Origin of the sequence: Parapedobacter sp. 2B3, assembly GCF_041925275.1 — a bacterium.
Classification (GTDB): domain Bacteria; phylum Bacteroidota; class Bacteroidia; order Sphingobacteriales; family Sphingobacteriaceae; genus Parapedobacter; species Parapedobacter pyrenivorans_A.
The window spans coordinates 1-14,765 of the sequence record NZ_JBHEUZ010000039.1 but is presented as its reverse complement, the minus strand read 5'-3'; the positions used below and the strand labels follow the sequence as shown (position 1 = coordinate 14,765).

The following is a 14,765-nucleotide window of genomic DNA, read 5'->3' as shown; positions in this document are numbered from 1 at the left end:
TTCATATCAATAATATTTGGGCGTAAAGCTACAGCGGATCAATTACTCAGAAAATATGCAGTTGGTCGGGCGGATACATTGCGCTAGCCGAATTGAAGGGGCTAGCACATACTCCCTAATACATCCAACTGCCTGGAACATCACTTAAAAACTCGGTAACCGGTGAAGTGATCTACACCCCGCCGGATGACAAGGATACCGTCCTCACTCTGATGAAGAACCTGGAGGTTTATCTAAACACAACGGACGAAATATCACCATTGATCAAACTGGCAGTGCAGCATTATCAGTTTGAAAGCATCCATCCTTTTTACGACGGAAACGGCCGTACGGGGCGGATTATCAATGTACTTTATTTAATCCTGCATGGCCTGTTGGACAGTCCGATACTATACCTGAGCGAATATATCATCAGGCATAAAAGTGATTATTATCGGCTGCTGCAGGAAGTACGTATAGCTAATCGGTGGGAAGAATGGGTGTTGTTTATATTAACGGCGATAGAAGAGACATCGAATGCAACGATCGCACAGATCTCAGCAATTAAAACATTGTTTATTGAAACTCAAGAACTTATCAAAACAAGGGCCGGAAAGCTATATAATAAGGAATTACTCGAACTGATTTTCGAACAGCCTTATAGCAAAATCGAACTCGTGATGGATAGAATGGGAGTATCCAGAATCACTGCAGCGAAATACCTAAAAGGCTTGGAACAAATCGGTGTCCTCTCCTCCAAGAAGGTGTGGAAAGAAACTTTATATATCAACGGCGCGCTACTCGATTTACTAAAGAGATAATTGAAAAGTTTGGCTTTAAACGGCGCCATTGCTTAATTATCGCTGTGGCTCAATATTGCACCGATTAAGGCTACGAAAAACTAAACCAACTCATGGGAATCTTTTCTATTTTGAAAGATGTTTATGATGATGATATTTGCTATGACGACATTGGTTTTAATACTATTTTATTTTATAAATGGGTAAAGAGTCATATTGAAGAAATACGTAAGGAAATAAAAGAAGAACGTATCTTCATAAACTTTGAAGATATAGTGGAACGATGGACGTCGTATTACCATAAAACGAAAGACACCCATTTGGTCCACAATGCGAAGCTGCGAAGGAAGAAAACAATCAGGGGGAAGGGTATATAAATCTTAACTGTAAAGGCATTTTGTAAACCCGAGCCGTAAGTTCTCTTCACTCTTTTGAAGGAAATAGGCCAGTTTGCTGCTAGCAAACTGGCTGCTGATGTCTCCAACGGACTCATAATGGCTACGGTCTGCTTGTTAGGATATTTATCGGGGCCGGGATGGTGTATACGTACGGCAAGAAAATCAATCGTGCGTTACCCACACGAGGCGGCTGAGGTCGTATCCGGCTTGGCGTGCCGTCTGCAGGAACTCCTGTTTCACCGCTTCGGGGAGATGTGTAGTACGCGCTAATATCCAGAGGTAATCGGTGTTTTTCCCCATAACGAGCGCATATTCATAATCGCCTTTTATGGCAATAACGTTATAGGGGGAGTAGAATGGCCCGAAAAACGAGACTTTCAGCTTGCCCTCGTTGGGTTCGCCCGCTAGCTTCGCCTTGCCGTTCACTACTTTGTGCTTTTTCTTGACGTAATCGTAGCCAGAATTTGTAACGGCCACCGTCCCGTCGTCATTCAGCGTATAATTGGCGCGTGTATTTCTTAAGTTTTTCTCGAACCGGAAGTCGAACCGGGCGAGTTCGTACCAATCACCCAGGTATTTGTTGATATCGAAGTTTTGCACCACACCGACGCCCTCCGGTCGCGTTTGGCATAATCCGCTTAACGCGACTGCCGCGGCGCCAACGGCAAGCCCCCCGGCTGCCAGTATGTATCGCTTCTTCATGCATAAACAACAACCGCTAATGGCTATTGTTTTGTTCATATCCAGCGCTGATTGAGGGTAGCTGAATATAATTTCATTTAATTCCGTAGCTTTGACTATCATGGTAAAAAAACTATTCATCGCTATATTGCTCTGCTTATCACTTGGATGCGTCACTGCATCGGCCCAAACCTTGGTGGAGCAACTGGGCTATCCCAAAGATGCCATTCTGTTAATTATCAATAATGACGATGCCGGCATGTGCCATGCCGCAAACAGCGGAACCATCAAAGGCATGCAAGAGGGGCTGATTTCTTCCGCCACCATGATGTTTAATTGCCCATGGGTTACAGAAATCGCAGCGTTTGCAAAAAGCAATCCCGACAAAGGTTTCGGTGTGCACCTTACGTTAACGTCTGAATGGAAGAACTACAAGTGGGGACCCTTAGCTCCTATTGAAAAGGTGCGTTCGCTAGTGGATAGCAATGGTTACTTCTGGAAGGGCGTTGAAGAAGTGTATCAGCACGGCAACGCCGATGAGGCCTATGAAGAAGGAAAAGCCCAAATCGAAAAAGCCCTATCATACGGTATCCCGATTACGCACATCGATTCGCATATGGGTACATTCCAACTCGACCCCGCTTACGTTGAACAGTATGTGCGCTTGGCAAAAACCTTCAACCTGCCCCTGCGCATGGCGTCGCAGTCTACATTGGCAAAATATGGCCAACCCGATCTACGTGAAAGGTGCAAACAGATGGGATTGGTATTTACCGACTACCTGATTTATGAAGAGTTGCACGATTATCACGAAGTCGAGGAATTCTGGCTAAACATCATCGACAAGCTGAAACCTGGCGTGACAGAACTGTACCTGCACGCCTCCGAACTCACGCCAGAACTGGAAGCCATTACCGGTACCGCACATACACGCGCCGACGAGTTGAAGGCCTTTACAAAGAGTAGTGCCATACGCGAAGCGTTGGCAGGCAAAAACGTACACATCATCAGTTACCGCCCGTTGATGGAATTGCAACGGAAGGACATAACGACTACGGGTATCAAATGAAATATTAACTGACGACGATGGAGAACCATGAAAGTTATTTTATTACCATTGGTATTGGCTCTTTTGCTACCGGTGCAGATTTCTCTGGCCCAAGATGACGATTCCGGGATTATCCGCAAAAAGGTGTTACTTGCCCATAAATTTATTGCGGACCTTGCACTGGAGCCTATCGGTGAGCCCGAACCCACCTTTAGGGAACAAATTGAACGTGGCGATTCAGTCATCCGCGCACGGATTGATAACTACGAAACCAACGCCGTTCCAATCGTCCTGCCGTACGACCGCAAGCGACCGAATGAGCGGAAATGGCCACTTAGCACCTTTTTGACCGATCTGCACCGAGGCCAATACCATTACCTCTACAACGATATCTTTATCGTTAACCCTGGCAATACCCCTCATTGGTATTCTTACCGCTGGCAATTGGAAGAAATGGGGGTCGATACCGCAGTTTTAAAAACAAAGCCCGTCGTTGACATCCCGGAAATGGCCAAAGATAACGACACCTACCTGACCATATCACGCATCGGCAGTGTGGCAAAGATGTGGGTATTGGATGGGGAATGGCGTGTGCATACCATTGATTTCAAACCGCATTGGGTCAGATCCATGGCGCCGAGGGTGTTGGAATTTGACGAATACCACGTGTACGTACTGGAACGTGTAGTCAGCGTCGAACCGATCACGGTTGAAACGATGGCCGATTACGATGAATCAGGGCCAGTAAGCGTTTCGGCGAAGAAAGGCGTTAAAGTCGTTCTAAAAAGCGTACATGATGCTAAGAAACAGGAAAGTGTCAGCCACAGGCAATGACGCTACATATCCGAGTCTTCCAATTCAAACAGTTCTTCCATAGTTTTCTCTAAAACCCGAGCCAGCTTTAGCGCCAAAACAGTAGAAGGCACATATTTTGCCGCTTCTAACGCATTGATCGTTTGCCGACTTACTCCGACCGCTTGTGCCAATGTTTCTTGGGAAAAGCCTTTGATGACGCGATTTATTTTGATTTGATTTTTCATTGTCCCCTCCTTCTACTTAAACGCCACCACTGCATGTTAAAGATTAAGATAAAAAGAGTCAGCAAAAAATGAGGGAACAAAACCATAAGCGATAAATATTGCGTTCCAAACACGAACAAATTTGCCATTACTGCATACAGTATCGACAAAATAATCGCCCATGACCAAGCGAATAGCCGCAAGCTATTAATAAACTCGTCTTCTATTTTTTTTCTGCTAAACGCGATCCCGCATAAACCTAACAGCGCCCCTAAAATGATTAGAATGAAACCTAGATTTACATCTGAGAAACCAAAATAAACGGGCCCACCATCTCTGAAAGGTGTATTGTCAGCTATTACGAACATCCTGAATGGTATATTGTTGAAGTCGTAGCCAGTCCATGGCAAATAAAAGTCATTCAGAAAAATTGAACCCGATATAATAATAAAGATACATCCTAACCAGCGAAAGTATCCGGGGAATAGTGGTATTCTTTTCATGACGCTTATAAATTAAGTTATTATCGAGAGCAAAAGTAAAAAATACTTTACATTATGTAAAGTATTTTTTACTTTATGTCTGACATTCTTGTCAGAAGCTTCTAATTGTCGGCCCGCATTTTTACGATTTTCTACGATATCCTCAATTTGAATTTGCTAATGAAGGCTATCATTTTTCGCGGTGCAAGTCGATTTGTTTCGTGATATTGCTATGCATAACTTAGCAGTATGGCAATATCTACACACTCCTTAATCGCTTTGATGCTTTTCGTAAACTCAATATATGGACAGCCTGCCCGTGACGATACTTTTGAACCGGGGTTTAACCCGCAAGAGAGCGATGAGCTACTGGCGTTGAATTTCGCGTTTCTAGACACCAACAGAAATGCACGCTTCGACACGTTTCTGCCGGGCTACCGCTTTCTGTACCGATCGGAAAGCATCGGCCTGGACAATGCGTGGGACTTATGGATACGCTCGGATTCGACCGTAACCATCGTCGTTCGCGGCACTACCGCTAACCCAAAATCGATCTTAGCAGATTTCCTCTGTGCTATGTCGCCAGCACAAGGCACACTCATACTCGCGCCTGGTGATACACTTGCCTACCGATTGGCCGCCCATGAAAAAGCTGCTGTACACACGGGATTCCTCATCGGATTTGGCTATTTGGCGTACGATATGCGGCCCAAGGTCGATTCGCTATACGCCGCCGGATATCGCAACTTCTTGGTAACGGGGCACAGCCAAGGCGGCGCTTTGAGCTACTATACCAGCGCTTGGTTGCATTATCTTGAAAAAGACAATATCTACCGAGGCATTCGGGTTAAAACGTATGCCAGCGCATCGCCGAAGCTATCCAATATGTATTTTGCCTACGACTTTGACAACGTGACAAGGGCCGAGTGGGCGTTCAGCCTCACGAACAGTGCCGACGTGGTTCCGGAAATGCCATTTACAACGCAGCAGGTAGACGTAGACATGAATGAGCCCAACCCAATCCTCCGCTTGATGGATAGGTTCGACAGCCTTCCCTTTTTCCAACGGTTGGTGATGAAACGAGCGTTTAACCGGATGCGAAAGGGTGCGGCCAAATCGTCGTTGGCGTACCAAAAATACCTGGGTGGGTATACTGCTAAACTGATCGCCGAGATGGTGCCGGGGTTGGAACTACCGCATACAATCAACTCTACATATTTTGTGCGGCCCGGAGTCCCCATCTCACTTGTCGTAGACGATGAGTACATGAATCACTTTGCCCCATTGGCGAAAGAAGGTCCTTATTACCATCACAACCCTATTACCTATCGTTATCTGCTCCGAAAATACTACGACGGGCTGCCCGCCCTCGCCGAACACATAAACATACGATAACCGGCCCAAAAACGAGTTCAAAAATGCGGGTTGCATTTTTTACGGGCTCGGAAAAATGCGTATGTTTATCAAATGAATACACGCAGTCCTTCCATAATTGGCATTTTGGTGCTATTTTTCATTTTTGTTTCTTTTAAGCCGTTGAGTTTTTCCGATTATCGTATCGATATTCAACGCTCGTCGGTGTCATGGGAAGGTCATAAGTTTTTTGGCGGTAAGCACACGGGCACCATTGATTTGCGGAGTGGTAAGTGCATTGTAGCGGGTAATAAACTTAAAGGAGGTCACTTTACGATTGATATGAACAGCATAAAGGTAACTGACCTAAGCGGCGAAACCGCGGAAAAGTTGGCCAGCCATCTGAAAACAGCCGATTTCTTCGATGCTTCAACGTATCCTGAGGCCACCTTCGTGATTAAACATGTGGAATACAGCAATAATCGGGATGCCGCCATCGTTGGCGACCTGACCATCCGGGGTATCGCCCAGGAAATTGTTTTCCTAGCAACCATAGACATAGATGGCAACCAACTTAAAGCCGTAGCCCCCGAGATACGTGTCGACCGCACGATACACGAGGCTAAGTACGGATCGGTTCGGTTTTTCCAAGGAATGGGCCGTAAAATTGTAAGCGACGAGTTTACGTTGGCATTGGAAATCCAAGCAGAGTTGTAGGGCATAACAGAACCTGCTGAGTTGTACGCAATCGGACAACAGGTGTCCGATATCGAACAGTTCATATGCCAAGCAAAAGCCCAAAACACTGCTTATCAGCACATTAAAATTTTGGAACGATAATGTAGGGAAACTAATCATAATTTGCGGTTAACATGATTAAAATTTCAGAACTACAAAAATTTTATCGCACCGAAGAGGTGGAAACGGTAGCACTCAATAACCTGAGTATTCACGTTAAAGAGGGCGAATTCGTCGCCGTGATGGGCCCATCGGGGTGTGGCAAATCCACATTGCTCAACATCGTTGGCCTGCTCGACGATTTAGACAACGGCAGCTACCTTTTCAACAATATCGAAGTGGCCAAATTCAATGAGCGCAGGCGCTCCGATCTGCGTAAACACAATATCGGTTTCGTTTTCCAAAGCTTCAACCTCATCGACGAGCTGACGGTTTTCGAGAACGTGGAACTCCCCCTTATTTATACCAAAGTGCCAGCAGCGGAGCGCAAGAAGCGCGTAGAGGAAGTACTGGAGAAAGTGCAGATCATGCACCGGCGCAACCATTTCCCGCAACAACTATCCGGTGGCCAGCAACAGCGCGTGGCCGTGGCCCGCGCAGTGGTAAACAACCCCAAATTGATTCTGGCGGATGAGCCTACCGGTAACCTCGACTCCAACAACGGTAATGAGGTAATGCAGTTGCTCACCGAACTGAACGAGCAGGGCACAACCATTGTGATGGTAACCCACAGTGAACACGATGCCCGCTATGCTGATCGGATTATCCGCATGCTGGATGGCCAAGTACTGATGGAAACCGTGGGCTGAGATAGGCTGTTCCTAACCCAAACGGTCTTCCAATAAGAAAACGTACAGGCTCTTTGGCCCATGGGCGCCTACCACCAACGTCTTTTCGATGTCGGCCGTACGGCTCGGGCCCGTAACCAGGCTAATCGACGAGGGCATGTCGTTGCCGTACCGGTGCTTGATCAAATCAAGGCCATCTTTGATATCCATGACCAACTGTGATGCATACGCGACCACGATGTGAATATGCGGGTAAATACTGAGACGCCGACCGGCCGCACTGCCATTGCTGACCAATACGCTCCCCGATCGTGCAATCAGTGCCTCACAGCCGGTAATGCCGGCTTCGGCCTCGGAAAAGTCTTTATCGGTTTGGAAGTACGGAAACTCATAGTTGTCTAACAGCTGCCTAACCCGCGGTTCCCACGCGTACATCCGGCGCAGCTTTTCCTGTTCAGCCAGGCCCAGCAACCCCTCGATAAAGCTCACCTCGTCTTCGCAGTAAATGAAATGACCGGCTACGGCGGTGAGCCGCTGCGCAAACAACACGTCCGCAGGCTCGGCGGTATCGGCATGCAACGCTGTCTCCTCAAAATTGGGATACGGATGTTCCCGTTTTTGCAGCAATGCGTGCCGAATCTTCTTCAGCATTTGCTCCTTCGCCGTCGTCGCTTTGATGTTCCTTTGCAAGGCAACCTCCCCTTAGCGATGCGTTGTTCACGTTGAGGCTGTCTCGGAGGCATCGCCCTTGGCGGGCTTGTTGTCCAATACCCCCGAATTATCACCCACGCCGTCGTGTATCAATCCTTCCGCGGCTTTGCTTTGATCTCCTTCCCCAGATTCGCCATTTACAAATTCATCATAAGTGGTCCGGTGGTCAAAGGGTCGCTTGCCCAATATCTCTTCAAGGTCTGATTGGAAAAGGATTTCCTTTTCGAGCAACTTCTCGGCCAAGGCGATAAGCCCATCCCGCTTTTCAAGCAACAGTTGCTTGGTCTTTTGATAGATATCGGCAATTAACTTCCGTACTTCCTCGTCGATCAGTTCAGCGGTTTTTTCCGAGTACGGACGCTGGAACTGGTTTTCCTGGTTGTCGTTAAACGAAATATTGCCTACTTTATCATTCATGCCGTACACGGCAACCATGGCGTACGACAATTTCGTAATGCGTTCCAAGTCGTTTTGCGCGCCTGTGGAGATTTTACCGAAGGTGATGTCTTCGGCAACACGGCCGCCCATGGTCATACACAGCCCATCGATCAACTGCTCGGTGGTATACAAAAACTGCTCCTTGGGCAGGTATTGGGCATAGCCCAATGCCGCCACCCCACGCGGTACGATGGAGACTTTAACCAACGGATCCGCATGCTCAAGGAACCAGCCCGTGATGGCGTGCCCCGCTTCGTGGAACGCAACAATCCGCTTCTCTTCCGGAGAGATGATTTTATTTTTCTTTTCCAAACCACCGATCACCCGGTCTATCGCATCCTGGAAGTCGTGCATATCGATAGCCTCCTTGTTGCGCCTAGCAGCGATGAGTGCCGCTTCATTACAGACGTTGGCAATTTCGGCACCGGCAAAACCGGGGGTCTGCGCGGATAGTTTCTTGGCGTCTACTTCGGCAGCCAGCTTCAACGGCTTCAGGTGTACCTTGAAAATCTGCTCCCGACCCACTAGGTCGGGCTTATCGATAGAAATCTGCCTGTCAAATCGGCCGGGACGCAATAACGCCGAGTCCAACACATCCGGCCTGTTCGTAGCAGCCATGATGATGATACCCGAATCGGTACCGAAGCCATCCATCTCCACCAGCAGCTGGTTCAATGTGTTTTCGCGCTCGTCGTTGCCGCCCATTACACTGTTCTTCCCACGGGCACGGCCGATGGCGTCGATTTCGTCAATAAAAATGATACAGGGTGCCTTGTCTTTAGCCTGACGGAAGAGGTCGCGCACGCGGGAAGCACCCACACCGACGAACATCTCCACGAAATCCGATCCCGATAGGGAGAAAAAGGGCACCTGGGCTTCACCAGCCACCGCTTTGGCCAACAGCGTCTTACCCGTACCCGGCGATCCAACCAACAACGCTCCCTTGGGGATTTTACCCCCAAGATTGGTGTATTTCTTTGGGTTTTTGAGGAAATCGACGATTTCCATCACCTCTTGCTTGGCTTCTTCCAGCCCAGCTACGTCGCTGAACGTTATAGCTACCTGCGATTCCTTATCAAAAAGCGTGGCTTTGGATTTGCCGATGTTGAAGATTTGGCCGCCCGGGCCACCGCCGCCGCCGCCCATGCGGCGCATGATGAAAATCCAGAATACGATAATCAGCAACAGCGGCAACATGATGGAGAAAATCCATCCGGTCCACGCGTTGGTGCGGTCTTCTGGCTTTACCGATACGCGGTCCTCCGGCGGCGTGTCTTGCTGTGCTTCGGCCAACTTCCGCTGCAACACTTCGCCCGAAAACTCCGTAAACACGTATTGTGGGCCCGAGGAGGGCGCTAGCGTCAACCCATTGGAGCTGGGTTGCACATCTTTATATTTTGCATCGCCAAGCCGGTCCTTCTTAATAAAAACCTCCACAAAGATCAGCTCATTCCGTTTATAGGCAACCAAGTGATCTACGTCGCCCGGTTTAAGCATTTTCTCTTCAAACTCCTCGTAGGTAATCTCCTTCGCATTGTCGTCTGTAAAAAGATACTGCAACGCAAAGAAGCCAAAAAACATCGCCACCCACAGCCATATGATATTGAAACGCGGCGGCTTCGGGGTCACCTTTTTGCTGGGCACTCTTTTTAATCTATCTGGTCCTTTAGGCATACCTTTGCTTCCCTTTATTTTGTTCTGTTTGAATTACGCACTTTGGTAATATTCCATTTCGGCATCGCCCCACAGGTCTTCAATACCGTAAAAACTGCGCTTATCTGTTTTAAAAATATGTACAACTACATCGACGAAGTCCAATAAAATCCATTCGCCATGTTCCATACCTTCCTTGCGCCAAGGCTCCTGGTGGAGTGCTTTATAGACTTCCTCTTCGACACTTTTGGCCAACGCGTTGACCTGTGTGGATGAGTCTGCATGGCAAATTACGAAATAATCAGAAACCGCCCCCCCTATGTTCCTCAAATCAAGCCTAACAATCTCATTACCCTTTTTTTCCTGCATACCATGAACGACAATCTCCGACAGGCGGGCTGATAGGACTGATTTTTTGTTTTTTATCATTAAAAATAATTATAGTTTTGGGGCAATGACACCCTTTTATTTCATTCGTATTGCAAAGTAACACATTTTCGGGATTATTCGAGGGACAAAATGTGATTACCTTACAGCGGATCCCTTCCACCAACGAATACCTCAAGGAAGCACTGTCAAAATCCACGCCACTCCCCGAAGGCACTGTAATAATGGCAGTTGACCAGCACGATGGCAGGGGGCAAAAAGGTACGGTGTGGCAAAGCGAACCAGGGAAAAACCTGACCTTTAGCTTGCTACTTACCCCGCTGTTCCTAGATCCGAAACAGCAATTCATACTTACCGCGGCGATAAGCCTCGCTGTTGTCCGCTGGCTGGAGGAGCTAACTCATGTGGCTGTAACGATCAAGTGGCCAAATGATATCTACGTGGGAGACCGGAAAATCGGCGGCATCCTGATTGAGAACATCCTGAAGGGAAAAACGTGGAAATCGGCAGTAGTGGGCATCGGGATCAATGTCAACCAGACCGAATTTCCCGCAGCGATTCGACAACGAGCCACCTCCGTCAAGCAAATTTTACACAGGGATTGCCCAGTGCCGGAATTATTGCCCGACCTTTGCAAACACATCGAACGGGAGTACATTGCATTGAAAACAAGCCGTTTTGATACCGTTCTTACAGCTTACAAGCAACGGTTGTACGGCCTCGGCGAGTTGCGTCCGTATCTGGTAGAGGGCATCCATGTATCCGGCATATTGCGGGGTGTCAGCGAAACGGGGCGGTTGCACATAGATTTCAACGGCCACGTCGTTGATTTTGACATCAAGGAAATAGCCTTTGTCATCTAAACAGGATTCGTTACCTTTGCAGCGCAAACACCGAACAATGCTGCCGGAATTAAACCCCAGGCGGTAAAGCGAGTCATATATTTTACGAAAACAACACTTGAATGATTATGAGAAAAGTAGTATTAGCAGCCGTGGTTTTGTGTGTTGCGACCACCGGTGCCTTTGCACAAATCCTGAAACCCGTTACTTGGCAATTCGGTGCCAAAAAGATCAATGACAACGAAGCGGTGGTATTCATGAAAGCGACCATGGACCAAGGTTGGCACATTTACTCCCAGCATGTGGAAGACGGCGGACCAATCAAGACGTCGTTTACCTTCAACCCATCTGCCGATTATACGTTGGTGGGAAAACCAGCCGAGCCCAAAGCAAAAACAAAATATGAAGAAGTTTTTTCGATGGACGTGGGTTACTTCGACAAGGAAGTGGTTTTCCAGCAGAAAATCAAATTGAAAAAGGGGGCCACGACCGTGAAAGGCGCTGTTGAGTTCATGGCATGCGATGCGAACCAGTGCTTGCCGCCCGACGAAGTGGAGTTTGCCATCGCAGTGAAATAGGCGAATGGAAAATGGATAAATCAAAGGCAGTACACTGCCTTTTTTTATTAAGTTTGCAACCTTTTATCGTATGAAACGAGTCTTTCTTTCGTTGTTGGTTTTAGGAATGGTGCTTGCGGCCGTCCTTTCGGCACCGGCACAAGATACGTTGCTTGATTTCAGTGATGTCGAATTTACAGAAAGCCCCGACACATCGGCCCAAGCAACGGAATACACCGAAGTGCCCGACGATGTGGTGTTTGGCGATGGCCAGGACCTGCTGGATACCGCGCAGGAACGGCCCGAGCTAGCTGCCACAGGGGGCAGCGCTACCGACAGGAACAACGACGGCAGTCCACAGACGCTTTGGGCGATTTTCATCGCCGGCATTATCGGTGGGTTTGCAGCATTCCTAATGCCATGCATTTATCCCATGGTGCCCCTTACCGTTTCCTATTTCACCAAGCAGAGCGGCACACGTACCAAGGGGATCATCAATGCCCTCCTTTACGGTCTTTTCATCATTGTCATTTACGTGGCACTGGGTATGCTGGTCACGCTCCTCTTCGGCGCATCCGCGCTCAACGAAGCGGCAAGCAGTGCATGGTTTAACCTGTTGTTTTTCCTAATCATCATCGTGTTTGCTATCTCCTTTCTGGGAGCCTTTGAAATCACGCTGCCCTCGCGATTCATCAATAAGGTGGATGAAAAATCCAACCAAAGCGGCTTCCTTGGGCTATTTTTCATGGCATTTACCCTTGCCTTGGTGTCCTTTTCCTGTACAGGCCCTATCATTGGCTACCTGTTGGTAGAGGCCGTAGCCGAAGGCGCTTTGTTAGGCCCTGCCATCGGCATGCTGGGTTTTTCAGTTGCATTGGCCGTCCCCTTCATGATATTTGCCTTTTTTCCATCGTTATTGAAGGAGATGCCGAAATCGGGCGGGTGGCTCAACACGGTAAAAGTATCCTTGGGATTCCTTGAACTTGCACTGGCATTTAAGTTCCTGTCAAATGTCGACCTTGCCTATCATTGGGGCGTACTTGATCGCGACGTTTTTTTAGCCATCTGGATTGTCATATTCGGTCTATTCGGTTTCTATCTGCTGGGCAAACTGAAATTCTCACATGACAGTGACGTACCTTTTATCTCCATTCCTCGCTTGTTTTTCGCCATCACAGTCCTATCGTTTACCGTATACATGATACCGGGGCTATGGGGAGCCCCCTTGAAACCATTGAGCGCATGGCTGCCGCCTTCGCCTACACAGGATTTCAACCTACACCAAGTTGGGATTGGGATGGGCCAAGCCCCGCAGGCAAGCAGCGGCATCGTCAAAAAATACGGCGATGTTTTCCATGCGCCGCACGGCATCGATGCATTCTATGACTACGATCAGGCACTGGAATATGCTAAGCAGGTAAACAAACCTGTATTGCTTGACTTCACGGGATGGAGCTGCGTGAACTGCCGGAAAATGGAAGAATCCGTATGGCCCGATCCGCAAGTGCTGAAGCGGCTGAAAGAGGACTATATCCTCGTATCGTTATATGTAGACGACCGGACCGAGTTGGCCGCAGAGGAACACTACGTATCTTCATTCAGTGGAAAGAGAATACGGCGGGTAGGCCAGAAATGGTCGGACCTCCAAGCGTCACGCTTTGGTACCAACGCCCAACCCTACTACGTGGTTGTGGATAACGACGGGAACCAGCTGGTGCCTGCCCAAGCGTATAACGAAGACATTCAGAATTACATTAAATTTTTGGACAGCGGCATAACCGCCTATAAACAACATAAAACAAACTAAATAGTCAACAGTAAACGCATGAGCAACATTAAGAACATTGCCGTATTTACATCCGGGGGCGACGCCCCGGGAATGAACGCTGCCATCCGCGCGGTGGTCCGGACCGGACTTTATTACAACCTCAACGTATTCGGAATTGGGAGGGGGTACGACGGCATGGTCCATGACGATATCTTTCCGATGGACGCCAAGTCGGTGGCCAATATTATCCAACGTGGCGGCACCATCCTGAAAACGGCACGGAGTGAGGAATTCCGTACGGTAGACGGTCGCCAGCGGGCTTACGAGAACCTGAAGAAACATAACATCGATGGCTTGGTGGCCATCGGAGGAGATGGTACATTTACCGGTGCTTCCAAATTCATCGAAGAACACAACATCCCCGTCATCGGTCTGCCCGGCACCATCGATAATGATTTGGTGGGCACCGATTTCACCATTGGCTACGATACGGCCATCAACACCGTTATTGATGCGGTAGATAAAATCCGCGATACGGCCGAGTCGCACGATCGCGTATTCGTGGTGGAGGTGATGGGCCGTGATTCCGGACTCATTGCCCTGCGGTCGGGTATCAGTGTTGGAGCGGAATGCGTCCTTATCCCAGAAAACAAAGTCGATTACGAGGCGATGATGGACCGCCTGGACCGCACCCGTAAGAATAAAGCCTCTCGGGTGATCATCGTGGCCGAAGGGGATGATGCCGGCGGTGCATTTGCGGTGGCTGAACGTATCAAGGAGCGTTTCCCCCATTACGACATGCGCGTTTCGATCCTGGGGCATATCCAACGGGGTGGAAGCCCGTCTTGCATGGACCGCGTACTGGCTAGCCGTTTGGGCGTGGTCGCCGTGGAAGCGCTTCTGGAAGGACGACGCGGTGAAATGGCTGGGCTGATACACGGCGAGGCGGCGTTTACACCATTCAGTAAAGCGATCAAACACATCGGAACCGTCAATGATAACCTACTACGCATCGTCGATATCCTGTCGTCATAACATGGATGGGGAATCGAGTAGGAGGAAAATAGAATAGTTTTCCTCCTATTCTATTTTCCGACCTCTCACACCACCCGGCATACCGTTC

At 48.5% G+C, this 14,765-nt stretch carries 16 protein-coding genes; 11 read left to right on the top strand and 5 right to left on the bottom strand.

Features of this window, described 5'->3' with window-relative positions; all coding sequences use genetic code 11:
* Positions 1–167: 167 nt before the first annotated feature.
* Positions 168–800 carry a Fic family protein gene (locus tag ACEVG1_RS20770; protein ID WP_374745652.1) on the top strand — a complete coding sequence of 211 codons (633 nt, stop codon included), beginning with the start codon at positions 168–170 and terminating at the stop codon, positions 798–800.
* Between the two features lie 92 nt (positions 801–892).
* Positions 893–1,156, top strand: a complete 264-nt coding sequence (locus tag ACEVG1_RS20765; RefSeq protein WP_374745651.1) for a hypothetical protein — start codon at positions 893–895, stop codon at positions 1,154–1,156.
* Positions 1,157–1,339: 183 nt separating this feature from the next.
* Here ACEVG1_RS20765 and ACEVG1_RS20760 read toward each other — a convergent pair whose 3' ends face one another.
* A complete protein-coding gene (locus tag ACEVG1_RS20760) occupies positions 1,340–1,879 on the bottom strand; it encodes a lipocalin family protein (protein WP_374745650.1) in 540 nt (179 codons plus the stop codon).
* A 100-nt stretch (positions 1,880–1,979) separates the two neighbouring features.
* Here ACEVG1_RS20760 and ACEVG1_RS20755 point away from each other — a divergent pair, with 100 nt between their 5' ends.
* Positions 1,980–2,927 (top strand): polysaccharide deacetylase family protein, encoded by a 948-nt coding sequence (locus tag ACEVG1_RS20755; RefSeq protein WP_374745649.1) that lies wholly within the window; start codon positions 1,980–1,982, stop codon positions 2,925–2,927.
* A 27-nt stretch (positions 2,928–2,954) separates the two neighbouring features.
* Positions 2,955–3,740, top strand: coding sequence for a hypothetical protein (locus ACEVG1_RS20750; protein ID WP_374745648.1), 786 nt, complete (start codon positions 2,955–2,957; stop codon positions 3,738–3,740).
* A gap of 2 nt (positions 3,741–3,742) precedes the next feature.
* Here ACEVG1_RS20750 and ACEVG1_RS20745 read toward each other — a convergent pair whose 3' ends face one another.
* Positions 3,743–3,946 carry a helix-turn-helix transcriptional regulator gene (locus ACEVG1_RS20745; RefSeq protein WP_374745647.1) on the bottom strand — a complete coding sequence of 68 codons (204 nt, stop codon included), beginning with the start codon at positions 3,944–3,946 and terminating at the stop codon, positions 3,743–3,745.
* A gap of 710 nt (positions 3,947–4,656) precedes the next feature.
* On the opposite strand from ACEVG1_RS20745, the gene ACEVG1_RS20740 reads away from it, so the two are divergent.
* The 3 genes from ACEVG1_RS20740 to ACEVG1_RS20730 all read left to right on the top strand — a co-directional run bounded on the left by ACEVG1_RS20740 (position 4,657) and on the right by ACEVG1_RS20730 (position 7,307).
* Entirely contained in the window at positions 4,657–5,802 is a 1,146-nt protein-coding gene (locus ACEVG1_RS20740; protein ID WP_374745646.1) for a hypothetical protein, read from the top strand.
* Positions 5,803–5,874: 72 nt separating this feature from the next.
* The gene (locus ACEVG1_RS20735) at positions 5,875–6,477 is read left to right on the top strand and encodes a YceI family protein (protein WP_374745645.1); all 603 of its coding nucleotides are present in this window, start codon (positions 5,875–5,877) and stop codon (positions 6,475–6,477) included.
* 155 nt (positions 6,478–6,632) lie between these two features.
* Positions 6,633–7,307: an ABC transporter ATP-binding protein gene (locus tag ACEVG1_RS20730; RefSeq protein ID WP_374745644.1), complete on the top strand. Its 675-nt coding sequence runs from the start codon at positions 6,633–6,635 to the stop codon at positions 7,305–7,307.
* 12 nt (positions 7,308–7,319) lie between these two features.
* Here ACEVG1_RS20730 and ACEVG1_RS20725 read toward each other — a convergent pair whose 3' ends face one another.
* The 3 genes from ACEVG1_RS20725 to rsfS are packed head-to-tail and all read right to left on the bottom strand — an operon-like array spanning position 7,320 to position 10,517.
* Positions 7,320–7,976, bottom strand: a complete 657-nt coding sequence (locus ACEVG1_RS20725; protein WP_374745643.1) for a lactate utilization protein C — start codon at positions 7,974–7,976, stop codon at positions 7,320–7,322.
* 27 nt (positions 7,977–8,003) lie between these two features.
* The gene (gene ftsH, locus ACEVG1_RS20720; protein WP_374745642.1) at positions 8,004–10,109 is read right to left on the bottom strand and encodes an ATP-dependent zinc metalloprotease FtsH; all 2,106 of its coding nucleotides are present in this window, start codon (positions 10,107–10,109) and stop codon (positions 8,004–8,006) included.
* A gap of 33 nt (positions 10,110–10,142) precedes the next feature.
* On the bottom strand, positions 10,143–10,517 hold the full coding sequence (gene rsfS / locus ACEVG1_RS20715; RefSeq protein ID WP_374745641.1) for a ribosome silencing factor: 375 nt from the start codon (positions 10,515–10,517) through the stop codon (positions 10,143–10,145).
* Between the two features lie 50 nt (positions 10,518–10,567).
* Between rsfS and ACEVG1_RS20710 the strand changes: the two genes are divergently transcribed.
* The 4 genes from ACEVG1_RS20710 (at position 10,568) to pfkA (ending at position 14,677) form a co-directional block, all read left to right on the top strand.
* Positions 10,568–11,338 (top strand): biotin--[acetyl-CoA-carboxylase] ligase, encoded by a 771-nt coding sequence (locus ACEVG1_RS20710; protein ID WP_374745640.1) that lies wholly within the window; start codon positions 10,568–10,570, stop codon positions 11,336–11,338.
* Positions 11,339–11,445: 107 nt separating this feature from the next.
* Complete coding sequence (locus ACEVG1_RS20705) at positions 11,446–11,895, top strand: protein-disulfide reductase DsbD domain-containing protein (RefSeq protein WP_374745639.1); 450 nt, start codon at positions 11,446–11,448, stop codon at positions 11,893–11,895.
* A 70-nt stretch (positions 11,896–11,965) separates the two neighbouring features.
* Positions 11,966–13,681, top strand: coding sequence for a protein-disulfide reductase DsbD family protein (locus tag ACEVG1_RS20700; protein ID WP_374745638.1), 1,716 nt, complete (start codon positions 11,966–11,968; stop codon positions 13,679–13,681).
* An 18-nt stretch (positions 13,682–13,699) separates the two neighbouring features.
* On the top strand, positions 13,700–14,677 hold the full coding sequence (pfkA, locus tag ACEVG1_RS20695; RefSeq protein WP_374745637.1) for a 6-phosphofructokinase: 978 nt from the start codon (positions 13,700–13,702) through the stop codon (positions 14,675–14,677).
* Positions 14,678–14,765: the final 88 nt, after the last annotated feature.